Below are 24141 nucleotides of genomic sequence, written 5' to 3'. Positions count from 1 at the left end.
TCAGCTCAGAACGCCTGCAGAATCCGCCCCAGTACCCCCATCGCCGCTTCGCGCTGCGGGGTCCACGGGTAGCCATGGTTGAGCCGCGCACAGTGGCTGAAGCCGCGCTGCGCCGAGAACATTGGCCCTGGCGCGATGCTGATGCCCTGCGCCAGCGCCATTTGGTAAAGCTTCAGCGAGTCGACCCGTTCGGGAAACTCAAACCACAGAAAGTATCCGCCGGTTGGCCGGGTGACCCGGGTTTGTTCCGGAAAGTGCCGGGCCGCCGAGGCGAGCATCGCGCCTTGTTGCATCTCCAGGGTATGGCGCAATTTGCGCAGGTGCCGGTCGAAACCGCCGTGTTGCAGGTAATCGGCAATGGCCGCTTGCGCGGGCACCGAGGGCGAAATGCTGGTCATCAGTTTCAGGCGGCTGATTTTTTGCGCATAGCGTCCGCCCGCCACCCAGCCGACCCGGTAACCCGGTGCCAGGCATTTGGAAAACGAACCGCAGTGCATCACCAGGCCTTCGGTGTCCAGGCTCTTGACCGGGCGTGGCGCGCGGCTGCCGTAATACAGCTCGGCATAGACATCGTCTTCGATCAGCGGCACCTGATGGGTCTTGAGCAACTCGTACAGCGCCTGTTTGTTGGCATCGGGCATGCTCGCGCCCAGCGGGTTCTGCAGGCTGCTCATGAACCAGCAGGCCTTGATCGGCAATTGCCCGAGGCGGTCGGCCAGTTGCTCAAGGTCCACGCCGTCACGCGGGTGCACCGGTATTTCCACGGCCTTGAGCTTGAGGCGTTCGAGCATCTGCAAACAGGCATAAAACGCCGGAGCCTCGATAGCCACCAGGTCGCCCGGCTGGGTCACGGTTTGCAGGCACAGGCTCAGGGCTTCCATCGCGCCATTGGTGATGACCAGTTCTTCGCGTTCCGGGTGCACGCCGCTGTTGAGGTAGCGCAGCGCGATCTGGCGCCGCAGTTCCTGGTTGCCGCTGGTCATGTCGGCGATCACCGCATGGGGCAGCAGCCCGCGCACGCTGTGGGCCATGGAGCGGGCCAGGCGCGGCAGGGGGAACAGGTCCGGGCTGGGAAACGCCGAACCAAACGGCACGGTTTGCGGGTCCTGCAAGCTGCCCAGCACCGAAAACACCAGCTCGCTGACATCCACCTCGGTGCCCAGTGAAGGGCTCAGATGAATGGCCGGTTCGCTCAGCGAGCGGCTGGCATGTTCACGCACGTAATAGCCCGAACGCTCCCGCGCCTGGATCAGCCCGCGGTCTTCAAGCCGGTAATAGGCCTGGAACACGGTTGAGGGGCTGACCGCAAAGCGCTGGCTGGCGACCCGCACCGATGGCAGCTTCTCACCGCCCTTGAGGGTCCGGTTGCGGATCATCTGGGCGATGTCTTCGGCAAGTTGTTCGTAGCGCTTCATGGGCAGGTCGTGTCATGCGGATCGAGGCGTCAGCATGCCTGCGGGAAAAAAACGACACCAGATGCATTTTCGATATTTATTTACGGATCAGATGACTTGTTTGGCATGAAGCTGAATCGGAGGCATTGAAGACGCTGCTCTGCAAAAAACGCCCGGATCTGAGCCTGTTATCCGTGCCTATGGATTACAGAACATTGGTATACCGTAATACGGTGTTCATAAATCGGAGGCTCCATGGCATTTCAGATCCGCAAACTCGTCACGTATAAAGAACAGATCTTCATCGAAGGTGGCAAAGCAGTGCAGACGCCACTGAACATGGTCGCGGTGGCGGCAATCATCACTAACCCCTGGCACGGTCGCGGCTTTGTCGAGGACTTCAAACCGCAGATTCGTGAGCATTGTTCGGACCTTGGGCAACTGATCGTTGCGCAACTGGCCCAGGCCATCGGTGGTGCTGCGCGCATTGAGGCCTATGGCAAGGCCGCAGTGGTTGGGGAGGCGGGCGAAATCGAGCATGCCTCGGCGGTGATCCACACCTTGCGCTTCGGCAATCACTTTCGTGAGGCGGTGGACGCCAAGAGTTACCTGGTGTTCACCAACAAGCGCGGCGGGGCGGGCACCTCCATTCAGGTGCCGATGATGCACAAGGACGATGAGGGCTTGCGCTCCCACTATCTGACCCTGGAGTTGCGCATCGACGACGCGCCACGCGCCGACGAAATCGTGGTGGTGCTGGGCGCCGCCGATGGTGGCCGGCCCCATGCGCGGATCGGCAACCGCTACTTGGACCAGCAGGAACTGGCCGCAGAACAGTCGGCCATCTGATCCGGTTTTTATTCAGGTTTCTGAATCTGTAACCGGATCAGTGGCTGCGGCATCATGGCCCCATGATCTTTTAGGGCTATGGGAGCAATCTGATGGGCAAGATGGCGTTTTTCATGCTTGGGTTCTTGGCTGTGACCATTTTGATTGGCTTGCTGGCGACCATCCCGCCGCCGCTGTAAGCCGCGTCAATTCAATTGCGCAAAAGGCTCTTGAGCAATCAAGGGTCTTTTCTGCGTGCCTGCTCAAAGGCGCTGAAAAGGGCAGGCCAGACGGTTGCTCTGTTGCACAGGCGGTTTAAACTGTGGCCCTTCGCCCGACTGGACTGCTCCTTTGACTCTTCCTCTCGTCATGCTCCCCGGCCTGCTCAACGATGCCCGCCTGTGGGCGCAGCAGCAGGCGCTGATCGCTCGCGACCGCCATGTGCAGATCCCCGACCTGACCCAAGACACTTCGGTTGCGGCGATGGCCACACGGGTGCTGCAAGCGGCGCCACCGCAATTCGCCCTGGCGGCGTTGTCCATGGGCGGTTATGTGGCTATGGAGATTCTGCGCCAGGCGCCGCAGCGCGTAGTGCGCCTGGCATTGTTTGACACCATGGCGCGGCCCGACAGTGCCGACCGGGCCAGGGTACGTCGCGGCTTGCTGGAGCTGGCGCAGATGGGCACCTTCAAGGGCGTCACGCCGCAGTTGCTGCCCAAGCTGATCCACCGCAACAGTCTGGGTACAGCTGCCGCGCAACAGGTCAGGGACATGGCGCAACAGGTTGGCCGCGACGGCTTCATTCGCCAGCAGCAGGCGATCATCGAGCGTGCCGACTATTCAGGGTTACTGGCGCACATTAAGGTGCCGACCCTGGTGGTCGTGGGCGAGGACGACCAGATCACTCCGCCGGCTGAGGCACAGTTCATCCATGAACAAATCGCCGGCTCACGGTTGGTGACACTTGCCGAGTGTGGGCATCTACCGCCGCTGGAACATCCTGAGCGCACCACGCAGTTGCTGCAGGAGTGGCTGGCTGATTGACCATCGGGGCGCGACAAGCCCCGCCGTTCAGGGCGGGGAAGGATAGCGCGGACGGCGTAGCCGTCCTCGGTCGCAGTGGGGGCTGCTGCAACTGTTCGGTGTACGCACCGCCACAGGATGAGGCGAAGTAACATGGCGACACAGATGCCCTTATACGGCGGTATTTCGTTACAAAGACCCCATGGGCATGCACCTTGAAAACACCGTGCCGTCCGCGCCTAATGTCGCCTTCATTGCTCATGGCTCTAGAGCAGCATGCAACGACTTCAAGCCTTCAAGTACGAACTCATGCCAGACGGCCAGCAGGAGCGGCAAATGCGCCGCTTTGCGGGCTCCTGTCGCTTCGTCTTCAACAAGGCGCTGGCGTTGCAGAAGGAGCGCCACGAGCAAGGCGAGAAGAAGCTCGGCTATGCGGGCCTTTGCAAGTTGCTGACCGAGTGGCGCCATAGCCCGCAAACCGCATGGCTGGCCGATGCGCCTGTTCACCCATTGCAACAGAGCCTCAAGGATCTGGAGCGGGCCTACACCAACTTCTTCGCCAAGCGAGCCGATTTTCCCCGATTCAAGAAGAAGGGGCAGCGCGACAGTTTTCGCTATCCCGACCCGAAACAGATCAAGCTCGACCAGACCAACAGCCGCCTGTTTCTGCCAAAACTGGGCTGGCTGCGCTACCGCAACAGCCGCGAGGTGCCTGGCACGGTGAAGAACATCACCGTGAGCCAGTCGTGTGGCAAGTGGTTCGTGAGCATCCAGACCGAACGCGAGGTCGATGAGCAACCCACGGCACAGGGGGCGGCAGTCGGCATCGACATGGGCATTGCCCGCTTCGCCACGCTTTCGGATGGCTCCTTCTACGCACCCCTGAACAGCTTCAAACGCCATGAAACCGCGCTGTGCAAAGCGCAGCAGGCGATGAGCCGCAAGGTCAAATTCAGCCGCAACTGGAAGAAGGCGAAAGCCTGCGTCCAGCGCATTCACTCGCGCATCGGCAATGCCCGCCGCGACTACCTGCACAAGTGCTCGACCACGATCAGCCAAAACCACGCGATGGTGTGTATCGAGGACTTGCAGGTACGGAATATGTCCAGGTCGGCGGCAGGCACGGCAGAGGCACCGGGAAGAAACGTCCGTGCCAAATCTGGCCTGAACAGGGCCATCCTCGATCAGGGCTGGTTCGAGTTCCGCCGCCAGCTGGACTACAAGCTGGCGTGGCGCGGCGGCTGGCTGATTGCCGTGCCGCCGCAAAATACCAGCCGCACGTGCCCCTGTTGCGGCCATGTGTCGGCGGCCAACCGCCAGACGCAAGCGCTGTTCGGGTGCGTGGGATGTGGTTTCGAAGGCAACGCCGATGTGGTCGGCGCGATGAATGTACTAAGGGCGGGACACGCCCGGTTAGCCTGTGAAGTGAGCGCAGAGGTCATGGCGCCAGCAGCAGGAACCCACCGAAGCGACTCGGGGGCGGCCGATGCCGCGCCTGAGCGCCGTAGGAATCTCCGGCCTTCAGGCCGGGGAGGATGTCAACGCTTAATGGGCCGGATCGAGTTCGATACACGCTACTCGAACAGTTCGATCAGGTAATCGGCCACCACTCGTAGCAGATGTATTGCTTTTACTGGCCTCTTCGCGAGCAGAGCTCGCTCCCACCGGGTTTGCGTCGTGCTCAAGTATCAGGCATCACGCCACCTCGGTGGGAGTGGCCGGCCGGCGCCCCGGTCAGCCGACGAATGCGATGTTGCGTTCACAACTGAAATAACGGGCTTGCACAGGACCATAGAATCTCCCACCTTGGTCCGCAGTGCTTATCTGAACAGTTTTGCGGCTAAAGCGGATCGCCGGGTCCTACAAACTCCACGAAACCCCGGCATAAACCCCGGCGCCTTCGCCCGGTGTCGAGCGGGCGGTATCAACCCCGCGATCGTCGTAGCCTGGCGTCACGGTCGTGGCGTAGCGCTGGTTGGTCAGGTTGCGCAGGTCCAGCCAGGTCTGCCATTTCTGGTCCGGCGAGTTGTAGCCCAGCGTCGCGCCAATCAGGGTGTAGCGGTCGGCGTAGAACGAGTTGGCGTAGTCCACCGCCACTTTCGCCGCATGCTCAGTGTTCAGCCCGACATACACGCCGCTGGGGTGGGTGTAGCGCACTTCGGCCTGGTAGTAGTGCTGTGGGATGCCCGGCAGGCGGTTGTCGCCGAACCGCGGGTCATCACGGTAGCGGAAGTCGTTCCAGGTGTAGGCCTGACGCAGTTCGACCTTGCCGGCCGGACCTTGCCACAGCGGGCTGTGCAGGCCCAGCTCAATGCCTTGGTGCACGGTCGGGCTGGCGTTGTTCTCGGCAATGATCGACGAGGTGGTCTGGGTCGCCGCCTGAATCTCGACGCTGAGCAGTTCATGACGAACCTGCGAGTAGTACCAGGCCAGGTCCCACTGGCCGAACCGGCTGTCGCCGCGGCTGCCCAGTTCCAGAGTGGTCGCGGTCTGGTTGTCGAGCTTCACGCCGCCGCTTTGCAGGCCGGTTGAGGCGCCGCTGCCGGCCGGGAAGTACTTGTTCGAGCCCCAGATCATCGACCAGGCGTGCGGCGGCTCCACCGAGCGGCTCAGGTTGCCGTACACCTGCAGGTCCGGGTTGATCTGGTAACGCAGGCTGAGCCGTGCGGCGTAGTCCCACTCGCTCATGCTCAGCGGGTCGCGGGCGTCGGGGTAGGTGACTTCGGTCTCGCGGCGGGTGTACAGCGCGGCAACCCCGGTGCTCAGCCACAGGTCCGGTGCCAGCTCCAGCTCATTGGCGATATGCAGCGTGGTGTCCGAGCCCAGATAGCTGAAGTCGCGGGTGCGGGTGCCCGGTGCGTAGCCGGCGGTATTGCCGGTGGGAATGCGCACGAACTCCGAGCTGCCATTGTTCGGCAGGCCTTTGGTATGGCGCAGGCCGACGGTGGTCTGGCTGGCCATGCCCAGCAGCGTGTCCTGGCGTACATAGTTCAGGGTGCCGCTGATGTCGGTGTAGGCCACCTTGAGGCGGTTGGTGCCTTCGCGCAGGTCCATGGGGTAGTCGTGATAGACCAGCCCGGCCTCGATGCGTGAGCTGTCATCGATGTAATAGGTGGTCTTGTTGGCCAGCCAGGTGCTGCCCGGCTGAATACGTTTGTTGTCGCGGGCCACATTAAGCGGGCTGGCCGCGCGGCTGTCGTGACGGATCTGCTCGCGGGTCAGGCGTCCTGGCGTCTCGTAGTCGTTTTCCCGGTAACGCAAATAAAACCGGGTTTCCAGGTTCGGGCTGAGCCGGTAGCCGAGGTTGGCGGCGATGCCCTTGCTGCCACCTGCGGTCTGGTCCTGAAAACCGTCCGTGCTGGAGTCGGTCAGGCTGACGTAGTAATCCAGATCGCCCAGCACCTGACCGGAGCTGATCTGCCGTTTGCTGTAGCCATGGCTGCCAACTTCGTAGCGCAGTTGCAGCGGCGAAGCATCACGGCCGGTGCGGGTTACATAGTTGATCGCACCGCCCAGCGACAGCGCGCCCTGGTCGAAACCGTTGGCGCCGCGATACACCTCGACCCGGCTCAGCCACAGCGGTTCCTTGAGTTCATAAGGGGTGCCGCCGGGGCCGGTCAGCGGCAGACCGTCGAGCATCTCGAACAGCCCCGAGGCATGGCCGCCAGGGGCACGGTTCAGGCCCGAGCCACGAATGGAAATCTTGCTGCCTTCGTTATGCGCGGTGCGCGCATAGATGCCCGGCTGATAGCGGAACACATCTTCGCTGCTGCTGACCCGGCCCTGATCGACCTGGCTCATGTCCACCACATTGGTGGCGCCCGCCACCTGGCGCAATTGCTCCTGGGCGGTTTCGACGGGGCTGGCGGCCGTGGCATTGACGGCAATGCCCGACAGGGTCACGGCACCCTCTGCCGCCAGTGCGCAAGGCGCGCCAAGCAACGTGGCGCTGAGCGCAAGGGGAAGGGCAGGCTGCACACGCATCGCAGGGTTCCTTGGGACAATAAACTAAAAAGGGATGGTCATTCGATGCCGGGCCGGCGGCTGGCGTCACGTCATGCTGGCACTTGAGCGAACTCTTTTACTGCTCGACAAGTCGTAGCCAGTAAGACGAACAGACATCGGGGAAACACAGCGTGGCGGACAACAAGATACGGGTCGACAATGCGGCCACCGGGGACATATCCCAGCTGGGCAAGAACATCTTCTTCGCTGCCGTGGAAACCACCCGCATGCCGATGATCGTCACTGACCCGAACCGGCCGGACAATCCGATCCTGTTTGCCAACAAAGCCTTCCTGAACATGACCGGCTACAGCAGCGAGGAGGTGCTGGGGCACAACTGCCGCTTCCTGCAGGGGCCTGAAACCGACCCTGAAATGGTCCGCAGCGTGCGCGAGGCGATTGCTCAGCGCAAGGACGTGTCGACCGAGATTCTTAACTACCGCAAAGACGGTTCGAGTTTCTGGAACGCATTGTTTATTTCGCCGATCTTTAACGAGAACGGCGACCTGATCTATTTCTTCGCCTCGCAACTGGATGTCAGCCGCCGCCGTGATGCCGAAGACGCGCTGCGCCAGTCCCAGAAAATGGAAGCCCTCGGGCAACTCACCGGCGGCATTGCTCACGACTTCAATAACTTGCTGCAGGTCATGGGCGGCTACATCGATCTGATCGGCAGCGCTGCCGAGAAACCTCAGATTGACAGCCAGCGCGTGCAGCGCAGCGTCTACCACGCCAAGGCCGCCGTGGAGCGCGCCAGCACCCTGACCAAGCAATTGCTGGCCTTCGCCCGCAAGCAGAAACTGCATGGTCGGGTGCTCAACCTCAATGGCCTGGTGGGCGCCATGCAACCGATGATCGAGCGCACCTTCAGTGCCGATGTGCAGGTGGAAACCGATCTTGACCCGACCTTGGGCAATTGCCGGATCGACCCGACCCAGGCCGAAGTCGCGTTGCTCAACATCTTCGCCAATGCCCGCGACGCGCTGGTCGGCAGGCCTGAGCCGAAAATCTTCATCGAAACCCGCAACCTGGAAATTCATGACCTGGCCGGCATGTCCCATGACGGTCTGCTGCCGGGGCATTACGTGAGCATTGCGATCACCGACAACGGCATCGGCATGCCGGCCAGCATCCGTGAGCGGGTCATGGACCCGTTTTTCACCACCAAGGACGAAGGCAAGGGCTCGGGCCTCGGCCTGTCGATGGTCTATGGCTTTGCCAAACAGTCCGGCGGTGCCGCGCGCATCTACACCGAAGAGGGCGTTGGCACCACCTTGCGTCTGTACTTCCCGGTCGATGAGGCCAGCGTCGCTCACCATGAAGTCCATTACGTGCCCGAGCGGCGCCAGGGCAGCGAACGCATCCTGATCGTCGAAGACCGCCCGGACGTCGCAGAACTGGCGCGTATGGTGCTGGACGACTACGGCTACACCACCGAAATCGTCTACAACGCCCGCGAAGCGTTGAGCAAGTTCGAATCCGGCGCCCGCTATGATCTGCTGTTTACCGACCTGATCATGCCCGGCGGCATGAACGGCGTGATGCTGGCCCGCGAGGTGAGGCGTCGTTATCCGGGAGTCAAGGTCCTGCTCACCACCGGCTACGCGGAAAACTCCATCGAGCGCACCGACATTGGCGGCTCGGAGTTCGATGTGGTGTCCAAACCGTGCATGCCCCACGACCTGGCGCGCAAGGTCCGGCAGGTGCTGGATGGGCCGAACGGGATTGCCTGATTCGGCCATCAGTGAGGCGCGGTAGCGTTTATGCTGATATTCATTTTTTGTATATGGAAGTAATCTTTTATTACTTCCGTTGACTTCCAGTCTTCATGCACAGTGCGCCGTTCAAGCGAATGGAAAACTCCATCGCAAACAGATTGCAGTTGAGCGCTGGTATGAAGCATTCGATGGGCATTGATCAGAACCTGCGCTATGGTCTGATTGATCAGATGTTCAGAAGTGATTACCGCTGGCTCTGCGCCAGAGTCGCGAGAGCGATGGGCTGCCCGCATGGCGCTCAGGACATCGCCTCGGAAACCTTCGTACGGGTTCTTGACCTGGCGGATCCCTCGGCAATCAAGGAACCGAGGGCGATGCTGACTATCATCGCTCAGCGTCTGATGTACGAAGGCTGGCGGCGACAGGACCTCGAGCGCGCCTACCTGGAGACCTTGGCTCACGCCCCCGAAGCTTTGCACCCTTCGCCGGAAGAGCGATTGGTGCTGATTGAGGCCCTGCTGGAAATTGACCGGTTGCTCAGTGGACTGTCCGCCAAGGCCAGGGCGGCATTTCTCTATCACCAACTGGACGGGCTGACTTACGCACAGATTGGCGAGTTGTTGCAGGTCTCTACCAGTCGCGTGCAGCAGTACATGGCAGAGGGCTTCAAGCGTTGCTATATGGCCCGCTTGTCAGGATGAAAGCTTCGCTCGTGGATGAAGTCATCATTGATGAGGCCGCCCAGTGGATGGCTTTGTTGCAGTCTGGGCATGTCAGCCCACAGGAGTTTCAGGCATTCAACCAGTGGCGTGAGGATCCACGCCGCGCCGAGATCTTCGATAGCATGGGGGCGGGTATCGCTGTTCTGCAGAGCCCTAAAGTGCGTGGCATGTCCCGCGAAAGTTTGCTGCACACGCTCAACGCTCCTTCCGGGCGTCGTCGCTTCCTGCGCAACAGTCTGGCCCTGGCAGGGCTGGCAGTCGCCGCATGTCTGGTGACCCGATTCCCCGCAAGTTGGCTGCAACCTGACAGGCTCGTCACCGGCACGGGGCAACGTACGAGCCTGACCCTGGCCGACGGCAGTGCGCTGACCCTCGACGCACGCAGCAGTGTGCTGACACGCTTCGACCAAAACCTGCGTAGCCTGCAACTGCTCGAAGGGGCGCTTTGGGTTGATGTGGCCAAGGACCCGGCTCGGCCCTTCGTGGTACAGACCGCACAAGGGCAGATGCGCGCCTTGGGCACGCGCTTTCTGGTCCGCGAGGATGGGCAGCGCACGCACATTGTCATGCTTCACAACGAAGTCGAAATCACCACCCGTCACGGCACGGTGCAGCTGTTGCGTGAGGGCCAGCGGGCGACATTCGACGCTGAGCGAATCCTGCATCTGGCGCCGGCGGCGGGCGACGAGGCAGCCTGGACCAACGGCTTGCTGGAAGTGCGCGACCGGCCGTTGGGCGAAGTGATCGCAACCTTGCGCAACTACCGCCCCGGCATCATCCGCGTCAGCCCCGAAGCCTCTGCCCAACGCCTGAGCGGGATCTACCCGCTGGACGATACCGACTTGTCGTTGCGACTGTTGCAACGCTCGCTGCCGATCAGGGTGGATTACCACACGCCCTATTGGGTCAGTATCGATCTGCTGAAGGACTAACGACTCTTGAGTACTGGGTAATCGTAGAGGCCTGTCAACTGAAACGGGTTGACAGTCAGGCAAGCGGGTTGAGTAGAAACTGGCCGTGGAGCGCATCTGAGTCACAGCAAATGAGCAGATACCTGTTCTAAGCACAGAGCCGATCAATCTAACGGTTGCCCTATAAAATCACTGCTCTGATTGCTCATTCCCATCGAACACTCTAACGATGGGGAGCTTGCAGGCATGACCAAAAAAATATCTCGCGATACCGCATATGCAGCACTGGCGCTGGCGGTCGGGCTGGTTGCTGCCGGGCAGGCCAGTGGGTTGCAGGCGCAGACCAAGGCATCATCACCTGCTGCGCCTGCCTACCAGGCACAGACCTACGATTTCGATATTGCTGGTGGTCCTCTGGATCAGGTCTTGCTCGGCATTTCCCGGCAAAGCGGCGTGAACGTGTCGTTTTCCCAAACCTTGGTACAAGGGGTCGGCAGCCAGCCTGTGCATGGCGTCCTGACGGTCGAGCAGGCGCTGCGCCAGGCATTGCACGGCGCCAGTCTGGAGGCTGTGCCGGGTGAGGGTGGTTGGGTGTTGCGTCGGACAGCGGCCAGCCCGTCCAATTCCTCGGCATCCAGCCAGCGCCCTCAGGTCCCTGGGGATGTCGAACTGGAGCGGGTAACGGTCACCGGATCGCGGATTCCGCGCGCGCAGAACGAAGGGCCTTCACCGGTGACGGTTATCAGCAGCCAGGAAATCGCGGCCCGGGGTTATCGCAATGTCTATGATGCCGTCGCGTCTCAGACGCAGAACACCGGCATGACCCAGGGCGAGGACTACGGCAATACCTTTCAGCCTGCGGCCAGCGCGCTTAATCTGCGTGGCTTGGGTCCTAATCATACGCTGGTGCTGATCAACGGCCGACGGGTCGCAGATTACCCCACCGCTTATGGCGGCAGCGTCAACTTTACCAACCTGGCGAACATCCCTTCGATGATGATCGAGCGGATCGAGATCCTCAGCAGCGGGGCCTCGGCGGTCTATGGTTCTGACGCCATCGCCGGGGTAGTCAATATTATTCTCAAGGACAAGACCCAGGGCGTGGATGTCAACCTGCGCGGTGGCTATGTCGAACGCGGTGGCGGTGACAATCAACGGTTACAGATTACCGGTGGTGACAGTTGGGGCGACTTCGATGGCATCTTCGGTCTGGAACTGACCAAGCGCCAGCCAATCTGGGGCAACCAGCGCGACTTCATGGACCGTAGTGCGCAACGTGATGTGGGCTACCGTCGCAACCTGAGCACGGGCCAGTATCTGGGGCCAGGTTGTGCTGGCTATGGCGGAATTTTCAATGGTCAGTTGACTGGCAGCGGCGGGCGTTGCACCACCGATCAGTATTACAACGATTACTGGACACTCCAGACACAGAAGGAAAACTACGATGGCTATACCCGGGGTACCTGGCATTTCAGCGACACCGGCAAGGTCTTTGCCGACCTGATGTTCGGTTTTGACCATACCCAGAACAATACTCGTGGTCCAAGCTTCACCTCGCCTGACTTCATCAACCAGAACACCGGTGATCTGGAGCGTTGGTATCGCAGCTTTGCCAGTGAAGAGATTGGCGGCAAGAGCACCAATAACAGCAAATGGCGGGAGGTTTCGTGGACCGGTACGCTGGGGCTGGAGGACAGCATCGGGGACAGTGGCTGGAGCTACCAGGTCGCAGCCAACCGTTCCGAATACATCAGCAATCGGACCACGCGCTATACGCCCTTGAGCAGCATCAGTGATTTTTATCTCGGGCCGCAACTGGGCACGCAGGATGGTTATCCGGTGTATGCACCGGATGCCTCGCGGCTGGACCGGCCATTGAGCGAAGATGAGTGGCAGCGGTTACGCGGCAGCCTGGTGCAGAAAAGCAAGTCAGTGTCACAGACATTCAGTGCCAGTCTCAATGGCGAGTTGTTCGATTTGCCAGCAGGCCCGGTAGGCTTTGCCGGGGTCGCGGAAGTGGGCAAGCAGTCTTACCAGGTCAACGTCGATGACGGGCTCAGCGATGGCAGTTTCTACGCCACCTCGCCAGCCTCCGACGCTGGAGGCTCAAGAGATCGTTATGCGACAGGGGCCGAACTGAGCATCCCGATAAACGACAGCCTGCTGGCCTCAGCTGCCGGACGCTGGGACCAGTACCGTTTCAGTGGCCGTACCGAGCAACAAAAGACGTATAACCTCGGGCTTGAGTGGCGCCCGGTGTCGAGCCTGTTGGTGCGTGGCAGTTATGGCACCAGTTTCCGTGCCCCGGACCTCAATTACCTGTATCAGGCCGACACCAATGGCTATACACCGGCCCAAGTCGATTACTACGGTTGCCGGCAAGGGGTGGAGAGCGCCTGTGAGCGGGGGCGTGTCGACTACACCCAAAGCGGCACCCCGGACCTGGCTTCAGAGCGTGGCAAGTCCTGGACTTACGGGTTTGTCTGGTCGCCTTCCAGCCAGTTTGATTTCTCCGCAGATTACTGGCGGGTCCAGATTGACGACCTTTTGACCACCCTGGATATCAATCGCCTGCTCCAACAGGAAGATCAATGCCTCACCGGGCAGCTTGATTCGTCCACTTGCCAGCAGGTATTGGCGCGCATCCAGCGTAATGCAGGCAGTGCAGCTGTCGACCCCAATCGTTTGCAACGGGTGCAGATCAACGCAATCAATGCGGCCAGCGAGCGGGTCAGTGGTCTGGACCTGCGCAGCAACATCCGTTGGGGGGCTGGGCGTTACGGAGCGTTCAGTTCCAGCCTGGGCTACAGCCTGGTGCTGTCGCATTATTACAAGGAGTCGCAGGAGGCCGAAACCGATAACCTGCGCTCCAGTAGCAACAACTATGATTGGCGCAGCAAGGTCAACGCCAGCCTGACCTGGGACTATCAGGACTTTACCGCCACGCTGCTGGGCGTACGTTATGGCAGTGTGACCAATTCGGCAGGGGATGGGCGACTGACACCCTGGACGACGTTTAATGCAAGTGCACGTTATCGCTTGAACAAGCAGGCTACCGTAGGGCTCACCGTCAACAACGTGCTCGACAAGGTCAAGAAAGACGATTCAGCGGGCTGGCCCAATTACCCCACGGGTAATTACGACCCTTATGGCCGCCAGGTATGGCTGGACGTCAGCTACCATTTTGGCGGCTGAAGAAGCATAAGCTAATAAAGCAACGTTCTAAAAAAAGCCCTATAAAATCGCGAGCTTCGCCGCACAACCTGGCAGATGCATGAATCTGATAGGGAGTGATCGAGGCAATGCGAATTAGAAAAGTGGAGTCAACCCGGCTGGTCATGACCTTGGCTGCCAGTCTTGTCAGCGGCCTGTCTTGCGCCAGCAGTTTCGATATTCCGGCCGGGCCGCTGGATCAGACGTTGCTGAGCATTACTCGCCAGGGCGGTCAGCCGATTTCCTTCGATCAAAGCCTGGTAGCGGGTTACCAGGCACCTGCCATCAAGGGTGAGCTGACCCAGCAGCAGGCTCTGCAGCTGGCGCTTGAGGGCACTCACCTGCGTGAGCAGCAACAGCAGGGCGGCATCGTGCTGACAGCCCAGCCAGGGACGGTGGCGAGCGCAGCCCCGGCCAGCGCCTCGAACGCCAGTGCCATACCCCAGTTGCAAAGGGTCGAAGTGACGGGTACGGCGATCCGCCGGGTGGATGCCGAAACCGCGGTGCCGGTCACCGTATTGCGTGCCGAAGAGCTGAAAAAGCAGGGCGTGACGTCCACTGAGCAATTGGTGAACCGTATTGCAGCCAACCAGTCTTCGGTAGGCTCTGGCCGCTCGGTAGGCAGTAGCAGTGGCGGGGCGGCTTTTGCTGACTTGCGCGGAATCGGTGCCAACAAGACGCTAGTGCTGCTCAATGGGCGCCGTTTAAGCAACAACGCCAACGATGGTTCCGGTGTCGACCTCAATACCATTCCTTTTGCAGCAATCGAACGGGTCGAGATCCTGCGCGATGGTGCCTCGGCGCTATATGGCACCGATGCCATTGGCGGTGTGATCAACTTCATCACCAAAAAGAGCCTGACCGACGGCCAGCTGAATCTGGGTGGCAGTACCCCCACCCATGATGGCGGCGGTGATACCACCAACCTCAGCGGCAGTTGGGGATTCGGTGACTTGGAGAACGACCGCTTCAATATCTTCGGGGTACTGAGCTACGAAAAGCAGCAAAGCCTTAAAGCCAAAGACCGCGACTACACCTATAACTATCAGCCCGGACGTGGGCTGGATTACTCCTCGGGTACAGCGTCTCCTGCCAACTGGAGTCAAGGCTCCAATGCCACCAATCCACTGGCGGCCACGGGCTGTGACGCACCAGGCCTGATTTCACGCAGTGGCATCTGCCGCCAGAGCGTATGGAATTATCTGGACCTGGTCCCGGAAACCGAGAAAACCTCGTTCTTCGGCAAAGCCACGGGCAAACTGGCCGATGACCACAACGTCAGCTTTGAGTACTTCCTGGCACGCAACAAGAACATTACCCAAATTGGCCCTGGGCTTTTGACCGGACTGCAGGTCAACCCGGGCACAGCGTTTTATCCAGGCAACGGCATCACCCCAGGGCCTACCGGGTTTGCCCTGGACCCGAGTCAGCCGGTCAATGTGAACTGGCGTGAAAGCGAGGTTGGCGCACGCCGCCACGAAGATGACAACGTCAGTCAGCGTCTGCTGCTGGCCTTTGACGGCACACTGGGCGGTTGGGACTACAATCTGGGCGCTTCCTGGAACCAGAACAAAGTGGTGCAGACCATTCTGGGCGGTTATGTCGACGATCGCGCCGTGGCCAACGGCATTGCCAATGGCATCATCAATCCCTTCGGAGCACAGTCCAGTGCCGGGGCGGCATTGTTGGGCGCCAACGCGGTCACCGGCGATTACGGCAGCGCTGTCGGTCGGGTCAAGACCATCGACGGGCGAGCCAGTCGTGAAATTGGCGACTGGTTCGGCGCAGGGCCTGCGGCACTGGCCGTAGGCGGCGAGTACCGCAAGGAGGATTTCCACAAAGACTTCGCCGACTTTGCGTCCAACGTGCAAAGCCTGGGCGTTGACCCGGCAGCCCGTGTCGCCGGTTCACGCTCGGTACAGGCCCAGTACGCCGAGGTTAACGTGCCGGTGCTCGACAGCCTTGAGTTGTCGGCGGCCATACGCCATGACCAATACAGCGACTTTGGCAGCACCACCAACCCCAAGTACTCGTTCCGCTTCCAGCCTTTTCGTGAGCTGGTGGTACGCGGTGCCTACAGCGAGGGATTCCGTGCGCCTTCACTGTATGAGCTGTATAACCCCACGGCCACCACCTTTACCGTTGCCAACTACAACGATCCGCGGCTATGCGCGGGCGGTACGCCCAGTAACGGAGGTATTGCCAACCGCGACTGTGCACAACAGTTCTTCAGCCGCAATGGCGGTAATCCTGATCTCAATCCTGAAACCGCTCGCAATCTGACCTTCGGTTTTGTCTACCAGCCGGTGGCTGATCTGTCGTTGGGCCTTGACCTGTGGTGGATCAAGATCGCCAATCAGATTGCCGAGTTCCCCGAGTCTGAAGTGTTTGCCAGACCGGATCTGTACCCTGAGCGCATCGTGCGCAACGCCGATGGCTCTATTGATCATGTTGTCACCGGGTTGGCGAACCTTGGCAAGGTCAAGACCAATGGCGTGGATGTCAGCGTCGATTACCGGTTTCCAGTCTCCGCACTGGGGCAGTTTGGCTTGAACCTGCAAGGCACTTACGTCAATCGCTACGACTTCCAGCAGCAACTGGACGGTGAGTATCTGGATAAGGTCGGTGATTTCCGCGGTGGCAGTTTCTCTTCCGCAGGCGCCGTTGCTCGCTGGCGCCACTCGTTGACCGGAACCTGGAGCCAGGGGCCTTTGGGGGCTTCGCTCACTAATCGCTACACCAGTGGGTACCATGACGCTGACCGAGACAGCCATGGTCGGGTAGGTTCATGGAACGTGTGGGACCTGGCAGGCACCTACACCTGGCGTGACACCGCACAACTCACGCTGGGTGTACAAAACCTGTTCGACCGCGAGCCGCCTTTCAGTAATCAGACCACCACCTTCCAGAGCGGCTATGACCCGCGCTACTCCGACCCCTTCGGACGCACCCTGTACGGCCGGGTGACTTACAACTTCTGATGATCACGGCCCGCTCGGCAGCTGATTGGCTGCTGACCTGGTTGTGCTCGAATGCGGGCAAGGAGTGTTTTTCGTGATGTTGTTTCGTTTGATTGTGCTGGTGGCGGTGCTGAGTGGCTGGGCGACTGGCGCGTCGGCGCAACCGGTCCATGCCTTGACGGTGTATGGCGAGGCTGCCAAATACCCACCTGGCTTCAAGCAGTTTGACTATGTGAACCCTGATGCCCCCAAAGGCGGCAGTTTTCGCCGCTCGTCCATGGAGAACGGCCAGTTTGACCATTTGATTCCTTATGTGGACAAAGGTATCGGGATTACCCAACTCGATGGCTGGCTCTACATCCCGTTGGCGTACCGCTCCAAGGACGAGCCTTACACCGTGTATGGGCTGCTGGCGCAATCAATGGAGCTGGCCAGCGATCGTAGCTGGCTGCGCTTCAACCTGGACCCACGGGCACGCTTTCATGACGGCAGTCCGGTGACGGCAGAAGATGTGCGCTACACATTCGAGTTACTGATGACCCAGGGCAGCCTCAAGTACCGCCAGCAGTTTTCCGATGTGCAAGAGGTCATCGTCGAGTCGCCTGGGCAAGTGAAGTTTGTCTTTGCCCGAACCGACAATCGTACCTTGCCGTTGGATATCGCCGTGTTGCCGGTCTTGCCGGCGCATTGGTGGCGACAGCGCAATTTCGCCAACGGGGCAGGTTTCGAGCCGCCGCTGGGCAGCGGGCCTTACCGGATCAGCGCCGTCGACAACGGGCGCAGCGTGACTCTGGAGCGGGTCAAGGACTGGTGGGCCAAAGACTTGCCGGTCAATCGCGGGCAGTACAACTTCGATAGCCTGCGCGTGGAGTTTTTTGGTGACACGGATGTATCACGGCAAATCCTCAAGGCGCGGGGCTATGACTACAACCGCGAGTTTTCGGCAACTCACTACACCGTGGGCTACGACGCCGATGCCTTGCGCGACGGACGCCTGCAACGCGAACACCTTGCCCCTCAGGCTGTGCAGGGTACCCAAGGTTTTGTGTTCAATCTGCAAAAGCCGGTTTTCCAGGACCGTCGGGTGCGTGAGGCCCTGACTCTGCTCTGGGACTTTGAGTGGACCAACCGGCAAATCATGCAGGGCATGTACATCCGCCAACGCAGCTTCTTTTCCCGCAGTGAACTGGCCGCCCAGGGCTTGCCAGGTACACGTGAGCTGCAGTTGCTGGAGCCCTGGCGCGGGCAGATCCCCGATGAGGTGTTCGATAAGGCTTTCGCCCCCCCGGCCAGTGATGGCAGCGGCAATGTTCGCAGTCAGCAATTACAGGCGCTGGCGTTGCTGGAGCAAGCGGGGTGGCGAGCGCAGGGCGACCGGTTGGTCAATGCCCGTGGTGAGCCGCTGGTGTTCACCTTTCTGGCGACCCAGAAGGGCTTCGAGCGTTTGCTGTTGCCGTACAAACGCAACCTGGCACAAATCGGTATCGGGCTGCATATCCGGATGATCGACTCCGCCCAGTACACCCATCGGCTGCGCGCCCGAGACTACGACATGATCGTGACCGGGTATCCGGTCAACCCGTCACCGGGCCGGGAGTTGATGAATTTGTATGGCTCAGAGAGTGCTGATGACCCGGGTTCCAACAACTACATGGCGCTGCGCAACCCTGCGGTCGATGCACTGATCGAAGGGCTGGTGCGGGCCAATGATCGCGCAGACATGGTCGCTCATGCTCACGCGCTGGATCGGGTTCTGCAATGGGGACACTACTGGATTCCCAACTACTACCCGCCAGGAACATCGACGGTGTGGTGGAACCGGTTTGGGCGACCTGCGATTGCTCCACGCAATGATGTAGGCATCGATACCTGGTGGGAAATCAGCGCCACCGCGCTGAGTACTGCACAAGCCCTTCGCTTGAATCGGGAGTCTGCTCATGCTGGCTTATAGCGTGCGGCGCTTGCTGCTGATGGTGCCGACCTTGTTGTGCATTCTGTTGGTCAATTTTTTCATCGTTCAGGCCGCGCCTGGTGGTCCGGTAGAGCAGGCCATGGCCCGCTTGCAAGGGATTGGCGGCATGGGCGCTCCAGGCGGTGCGGCAGTGGAAACCGTGGGTGGCGAGTCACGCGCAGGACGTGGCCTGGACCCGGCGTTGATCGCCGAGATCGAGCGCCAGTACGGCTTCGACAAACCCTTGAATGAGCGCTTGTGGTTGATGCTGGGCAACTATGCCCGTCTGGATTTTGGCGAGAGTTTCTTTCGTGGTGCGAAGGTCACCGACCTGATCCTTGAAAAGCTGCCGGTAACCTTGTCGCTAGGATTCTGGGCCATGCTGCTGACCTATTTGATTTCCCTCCCTCTGGGCATTGCCAAAGCGGTTCGGCACGGCAGCCGCTTTGATATCTGGAGCAGCGCGGTCATTATCATCGGCCACGCCATGCCCGCGTTTCTTTTCGCGTTGATGCTCATTGTGGTGTTCGGTGGCGGTAGCCTGCTGAGCTGGTTTCCGGTGCGCGGGCTGGTCTCGGAAAACTTTGCCGAGCTGTCGGTAGCGGCAAAGGTTGTCGATTATTTTTGGCACCTGGTTTTGCCAGTCGCGTCGCTGGTGATCGGCAGTTTCGCCACGCTCACGATACTGACCAAGAACAGCTTTCTGGATGAAATCACCCGACAGTACGTGGTAACCGCCCGCGCCAAAGGGTTCAGCGAGCGGGATGTGCTGCAGCGTCATGTGTTTCGCAATGCCATGCTGCTGATTGTCGCAGGCCTGCCACAAGCACTGATCACTTTGTTGCTGGGCGGCTCGCTATTGATTGAAGTGATCTTTTCTCTCGACGGTCTGGGGCGGCTCAGCTATGAAGCGGCTGTGTCACGCGACTATCCCGTCGTATTTGGCACGCTGTTCATTTTCACCCTCGTGGGTCTTTTGATCAGGCTGCTGGGCGATCTGTGTTACCGGCTGGTGGACCCGCGCCTGGACTTCAATACGAGGGCGTTGTGATGCAGGTACTTACTGCGCCAAGCCAGCGTCGCTGGAAACGCTTCAAAAGCAACCGCCGAGGTTGGTGGTCATTGTGGATACTGGTCGCGTTGCTGGTTCTATGCCTGGGCGGTGAGTTGATCGCCAATGACAAGCCCTTGCTGGTTTCTTACAAGGGGTCGTTGTATTTCCCTGTTGTGCAGCGCTACACCGAACGGGATTTTGGCGGGGCACTGCCATTCCAGCCCGATTACCGGGACAGCCATGTCCGGGCATTGATCGAAGAGCAGGGCGGCTGGCTGCTTTTTGCACCGATTGCGTTCAGCGCCGAGACTGTGAACTACGACCTCACGCGACCTTCACCGACCCCCCCGACCCGTGAGAACTGGCTAGGCACCGACGATCAGGCCCGGGATGTACTGTCCCGGGTGATTTATGGCACGCGGGTTTCTTTACTGTTTGCTTTGGCACTGACCGCAGTCAGCGCACTGGTCGGCATTGTTGCCGGTGCGCTGCAAGGGTTTTATGCCGGATGGGTCGATTTGCTGGGGCAGCGGTTACAGGAGGTCTGGTCAGGACTGCCGGTGCTCTACATGCTGATAATCCTTTCAGGGTTCGTGGAGCCTGGATTCTGGTGGCTGCTGGGGATCATGGCCTTGTTTTCCTGGCTGAACCTGGTGGATGTAGTACGTGCCGAATTCTTGCGCGGGCGCAACCTGGAATACGTCAAGGCTGCCACAGCACTTGGCGTCAGCGATATCCACGTCATGCTGCGGCATATCTTGCCCAATGCGCTCAATGCCACGTTGACGTTCCTGCCGTTCATCCTGACCGGCGCCATATCGACACTCACCGCTCTGGATTTCCTGGGCTTTGGCATGCCTGTGGGTAGCGCTTCGCTGGGTGAACTGATCAGCCAGGGCAAAAACAATTTACAGGCCCCTTGGCTGGCCCTGACGGCGTTCTTTGCCTTGGCGCTGATTCTGTCCCTTTTGGTATTCATCGGCGAAGCCTGCCGGGATGCCTTTGATCCGAGAGCTTGATGTGACTGAACCCTTGATTGAAATACGTGACCTGCACGTCGCCTTCGAAGGCCATCAGGCCGTGCGCGGCATCGATCTGCAGATTCTGCCCGGCGAATGCCTGGCGCTGGTCGGGGAGTCTGGCTCGGGAAAGTCGGTGACAGCCCACTCTATCCTGCAACTGCTGCCTGCCCATCTGACCCAGAGCCGTGGCAGCATTCGTTATCAGGGCGAGGAACTGATCGGGGCACATCCGCAGCGTTTGCAACAGATTCGCGGTGACCGAATCGCGATGGTGTTCCAGGAGCCGATGACTTCTCTCAATCCCGTTTACACCATCGAGCGTCAGTTGGCAGAGACACTGCTACTGCACAAGGGACTGGTGGGCAGTGAAGCCCGCGAACGGGTAGTCGAACTGCTGGAGTTGGTTGGTATTGGTGAGCCTCGACAGCGTTTGCAAGCCTACCCTCACCAGCTTTCCGGTGGCCAGCGCCAGCGCGTGATGATCGCCATGGCTCTGGCGTGCGAGCCACAATTGCTGATTGCCGACGAGCCGACCACTGCACTGGATGTCACCGTGCAGCGGCGCATCCTGATGTTGCTCAAGCAACTTCAGCAACGCCTGGGCATGGCCCTGCTGTTGATCAGTCACGATCTGAATGTGGTGCGAAGCATTGCCCAGCGCGTCGCTGTGATGCGCGCCGGAGAAATTGTTGAACAGGCTGATTGTGCCCAACTGTTCAGCGCTGCCCGGCATCCGTACAGTCGCCAGTTACTGGATGCCGAACCGCAGGGCCAAGCGCTGCCATTAGCTGAAAGCCAGACCCTTTTAGAGGTAAAAGGTCTGAAAGTCTGGTTTGCCCAAGGCCGACTGCTGCGCCGCCGGCCGCCTATAAAAGCGGTGGATGGTGTCGATCTGAATCTGCAAGCGGGCCGCACGCTGGGCATTGTCGGTGAGTCTGGATCGGGCAAGTCCACTTTGGGCCAGGCCATATTGCGCCTGATCAGTTCGCGGGGCAGCATCCGCTTTCAGGGCCAGGCACTGGACGCTTTGCAAGGCAGGGCGTTGCGTCCTTGGCGGCGCCGGCTGCAGGTTGTCTTTCAAGACCCGTTCGGTAGTCTCAGTCCCCGCATGAGCGTGCAGCAGATTCTTGAAGAGGGTTTGCGCGTGCATACTGATCTTGATGCTCAGTCACGTGAGTCGCAGGTTATCGATGCCTTGGTCGATGTGGGATTGGAACCGTCGATGCGCCACCGTTATCCTCATGAATTTTCTGGAGGACAGCGCCAGCGTATTGCAATTGCCAGGGCGCTGGTACTCAAGCCAGAACTGATTCTGCTGGACGAGCCGACCTCGGCTCTGGACCGGACCGTGCAGAAGCAAGTGGTTAACTTGTTGCGCCGTTTGCAGCAAGAACACGGCCTGTCCTATCTGTTCATCAGCCATGATCTGGCGGTGGTACGCGCTCTGGCCCATGAGGTGCTGGTAATCAAAAATGGTGTCGTGGTGGAAGCAGGCGCTACCGAGCAGCTTTTTTCTGCGCCCAAGCACCCCTACACCCGAGAATTACTGGCGGCATCTTTCGTTGAGGATACTGCCAGTGCGTACTGATAGCCTGATCGCTATATAGCCCAAGCGCATAACATCGATCGATTGGTTATTGGACCAACCAGTCGCCAATCCAGATGCTGACAGGCAAATTCTTCACGAGGCTGCCTGATGAGCACTCAGCGTCAACTCAAACTGGGCGCGTTCATGCGCCCGGTCAGTATCCACACTGGCGCCTGGCGCTACCCCGGTGCGTGGCCGGATGCCAACTTCAACCTTCAGCACCTCAAGCAACTGGCGTGCAAGCTCGAAGAGGGGCGCTTTGATGCGTTTTTCATGGCCGACCACCTGGCGGTGCTGAACATGCCGCTGGAAGCGCTCAAGCGCAGCCATACCGTGACCTCGTTCGAACCGTTGACCTTATTGTCGGTGCTCAGCCAGGTCACTGAGCATCTTGGTTTGGTGGCCACGGCGTCGACCACTTTCGAGGAACCCTTCAACCTGGCCCGGCGTTTTGCCTCGCTGGACCACCTGAGCGAGGGCCGGGCCGGCTGGAATATCGTCACCACCGCCAACCCCGATGCCGCGCTGAACTTCGGCCTGGAACAGCATTTCGACCATGGCCAGCGCTATGCACGGGCGCGGGAGTTCTATGACGTGGTGACCGGGCTATGGGACAGCTGGGCCGACGACGCCTTTATCCGCAACGTTGAGACCGGCGAGTTCTTCGATCCGCAGCGCCTGCACACCCTCAACCACCAGGGCGAGTATTTCTCGGTCAAGGGGCCGCTGCATATCGCCCGTCCGGTTCAGGGCTGGCCGGTGATCGTCCAGGCCGGCTCCAGCGAGCCGGGCCGGCAACTGGCGGCAGAAACTGCCGAGGTGATCTTTGCCGCGCCCTCGACCCTGGAAGAAGGGCAGTCATTCTATGCCGACGTCAAAGGCCGCATGAAAGGGCTGGGCCGCGACCCCGAGCATTTGAAAATCTTGCCGGCAGCCTTTGTCGTGGTTGGCGATACCCTCGAACAGGCCCGGGCCATTCGCGCCCGGCTCGACAGCCTGGTGCATGAACAGAGCGCCATCGCCTCGCTGTCCATCGCCCTGGGCACCGACGCATCACGCTTCGACCCCGACGGTTACCTGCCGCCGACTCCTGAAACCAACGACAGCAAGACCGCCCGCGAACGGGTGATCGCCCTGGCCGACCGCGAACAACTCACCGTGCGTCAACTGGCCCAGCGGCTGGGCGGCTACGCCGGCCTTGCCTTTGTCGGCACACCGCAAAGCATTGCTGATGAAATGCAGCAATGGCTGGAAGAAGGCGGCAGCGACGGCTTCAACATCATGTTCCCGTGGCTGCCGGGCGGCCTGGAGGACTTTGTCGACAAGGTCGTGCCAGAGCTGCAGCGTCGCGGGATCTACCGCCGCGAGTACGAGGGCAAGACCTTGCGCGAGAACCTGGGGTTGCCGAGGCCTCAGAACCGGTTCTTTGCCGGTTGAAGAGCATTCGTCGGCAACCGGAGCGCCGGTCGGCCACTCCCACCGGTTTTGTGTCGTGCTCAAGAAGTAGGCATTACGCCGAACTGGTGGGAGTCGGCTCAGCCGACGAATGCGATGCTGCATTCAAAACTGAAGTAACGGGCTTGCTCATAACCATAGAATCTCCCACCGGGGCCGTGTCGAGCTCAAGCAGTAGGCACGACGCAGGACGGGTGGGAGGCAAGTTCTGCTGGCGAATGGGCTGCAAAAGCGCTCAGTCGATTTCAAATGACCATCGGGGCGCGACAAGCCCCGCCGTTCAGGGCGGGGAAGGAT

The 24141-nt window shown here is 60.3% G+C and carries 15 protein-coding genes; 13 read left to right on the top strand and 2 right to left on the bottom strand.

The window, feature by feature from the left end:
- Positions 1-5: 5 nt before the first annotated feature.
- Positions 6-1415 (bottom strand): GntR family transcriptional regulator MpaR, encoded by a 1410-nt coding sequence (mapR, locus tag PSCI_RS23620; RefSeq protein ID WP_045491707.1) that lies wholly within the window; start codon positions 1413-1415, stop codon positions 6-8.
- A 234-nt stretch (positions 1416-1649) separates the two neighbouring features.
- Between mapR and PSCI_RS23615 the strand changes: the two genes are divergently transcribed.
- The 3 genes from PSCI_RS23615 to PSCI_RS23605 all read left to right on the top strand — a co-directional run bounded on the left by PSCI_RS23615 (position 1650) and on the right by PSCI_RS23605 (position 4844).
- Positions 1650-2243, top strand: coding sequence for an amino acid synthesis family protein (locus PSCI_RS23615; RefSeq protein WP_045491705.1), 594 nt, complete (start codon positions 1650-1652; stop codon positions 2241-2243).
- Positions 2244-2573: 330 nt separating this feature from the next.
- Positions 2574-3266, top strand: a complete 693-nt coding sequence (locus PSCI_RS23610; protein ID WP_331711510.1) for an alpha/beta fold hydrolase — start codon at positions 2574-2576, stop codon at positions 3264-3266.
- A gap of 255 nt (positions 3267-3521) precedes the next feature.
- Positions 3522-4844, top strand: a complete 1323-nt coding sequence (locus PSCI_RS23605; protein ID WP_084710092.1) for an RNA-guided endonuclease InsQ/TnpB family protein — start codon at positions 3522-3524, stop codon at positions 4842-4844.
- 261 nt (positions 4845-5105) lie between these two features.
- Here PSCI_RS23605 and PSCI_RS23600 read toward each other — a convergent pair whose 3' ends face one another.
- Positions 5106-7229 (bottom strand): TonB-dependent receptor family protein, encoded by a 2124-nt coding sequence (locus PSCI_RS23600; protein ID WP_045491700.1) that lies wholly within the window; start codon positions 7227-7229, stop codon positions 5106-5108.
- 152 nt (positions 7230-7381) lie between these two features.
- Here PSCI_RS23600 and PSCI_RS23595 point away from each other — a divergent pair, with 152 nt between their 5' ends.
- The 10 genes from PSCI_RS23595 to PSCI_RS23550 all read left to right on the top strand — a co-directional run bounded on the left by PSCI_RS23595 (position 7382) and on the right by PSCI_RS23550 (position 23826).
- Positions 7382-8983, top strand: a complete 1602-nt coding sequence (locus tag PSCI_RS23595; RefSeq protein ID WP_045491698.1) for a hybrid sensor histidine kinase/response regulator — start codon at positions 7382-7384, stop codon at positions 8981-8983.
- 173 nt (positions 8984-9156) lie between these two features.
- Entirely contained in the window at positions 9157-9669 is a 513-nt protein-coding gene (locus PSCI_RS23590) for a sigma-70 family RNA polymerase sigma factor (protein ID WP_045494812.1), read from the top strand.
- Positions 9666-10622 carry a FecR domain-containing protein gene (locus tag PSCI_RS23585; protein ID WP_045491696.1) on the top strand — a complete coding sequence of 319 codons (957 nt, stop codon included), beginning with the start codon at positions 9666-9668 and terminating at the stop codon, positions 10620-10622. Before PSCI_RS23590 ends, PSCI_RS23585 begins: the two co-directional genes overlap by 4 nt.
- A gap of 225 nt (positions 10623-10847) precedes the next feature.
- Entirely contained in the window at positions 10848-13796 is a 2949-nt protein-coding gene (locus PSCI_RS23580) for a TonB-dependent receptor (protein WP_045491694.1), read from the top strand.
- A 107-nt stretch (positions 13797-13903) separates the two neighbouring features.
- Positions 13904-16795: a TonB-dependent receptor gene (locus tag PSCI_RS23575; protein WP_231906490.1), complete on the top strand. Its 2892-nt coding sequence runs from the start codon at positions 13904-13906 to the stop codon at positions 16793-16795.
- Between the two features lie 76 nt (positions 16796-16871).
- On the top strand, positions 16872-18725 hold the full coding sequence (locus PSCI_RS23570; RefSeq protein WP_045491692.1) for an extracellular solute-binding protein: 1854 nt from the start codon (positions 16872-16874) through the stop codon (positions 18723-18725).
- Positions 18712-19776, top strand: a complete 1065-nt coding sequence (locus tag PSCI_RS23565) for a microcin C ABC transporter permease YejB (RefSeq protein ID WP_045491690.1) — start codon at positions 18712-18714, stop codon at positions 19774-19776. The genes PSCI_RS23570 and PSCI_RS23565 overlap by 14 nt, the downstream gene beginning before the upstream one ends.
- Positions 19776-20798 carry an ABC transporter permease gene (locus PSCI_RS23560; RefSeq protein WP_045491688.1) on the top strand — a complete coding sequence of 341 codons (1023 nt, stop codon included), beginning with the start codon at positions 19776-19778 and terminating at the stop codon, positions 20796-20798. Before PSCI_RS23565 ends, PSCI_RS23560 begins: the two co-directional genes overlap by 1 nt.
- Before the next feature lies 1 nt (position 20799).
- Positions 20800-22389, top strand: coding sequence for an ABC transporter ATP-binding protein (locus PSCI_RS23555; protein WP_045491686.1), 1590 nt, complete (start codon positions 20800-20802; stop codon positions 22387-22389).
- A 108-nt stretch (positions 22390-22497) separates the two neighbouring features.
- Positions 22498-23826, top strand: a complete 1329-nt coding sequence (locus PSCI_RS23550) for an LLM class flavin-dependent oxidoreductase (protein ID WP_045491684.1) — start codon at positions 22498-22500, stop codon at positions 23824-23826.
- The last annotated feature ends 315 nt before the right edge of the window (positions 23827-24141 follow it).

Origin of the sequence: Pseudomonas sp. StFLB209 (genome assembly GCF_000829415.1) — a bacterium.
In the GTDB taxonomy this organism is placed as follows: Bacteria; Pseudomonadota; Gammaproteobacteria; order Pseudomonadales; family Pseudomonadaceae; genus Aquipseudomonas.
The sequence above is the reverse complement of the archived record's forward strand: the minus strand, read 5'-3'. Positions and strand labels throughout refer to the sequence as shown.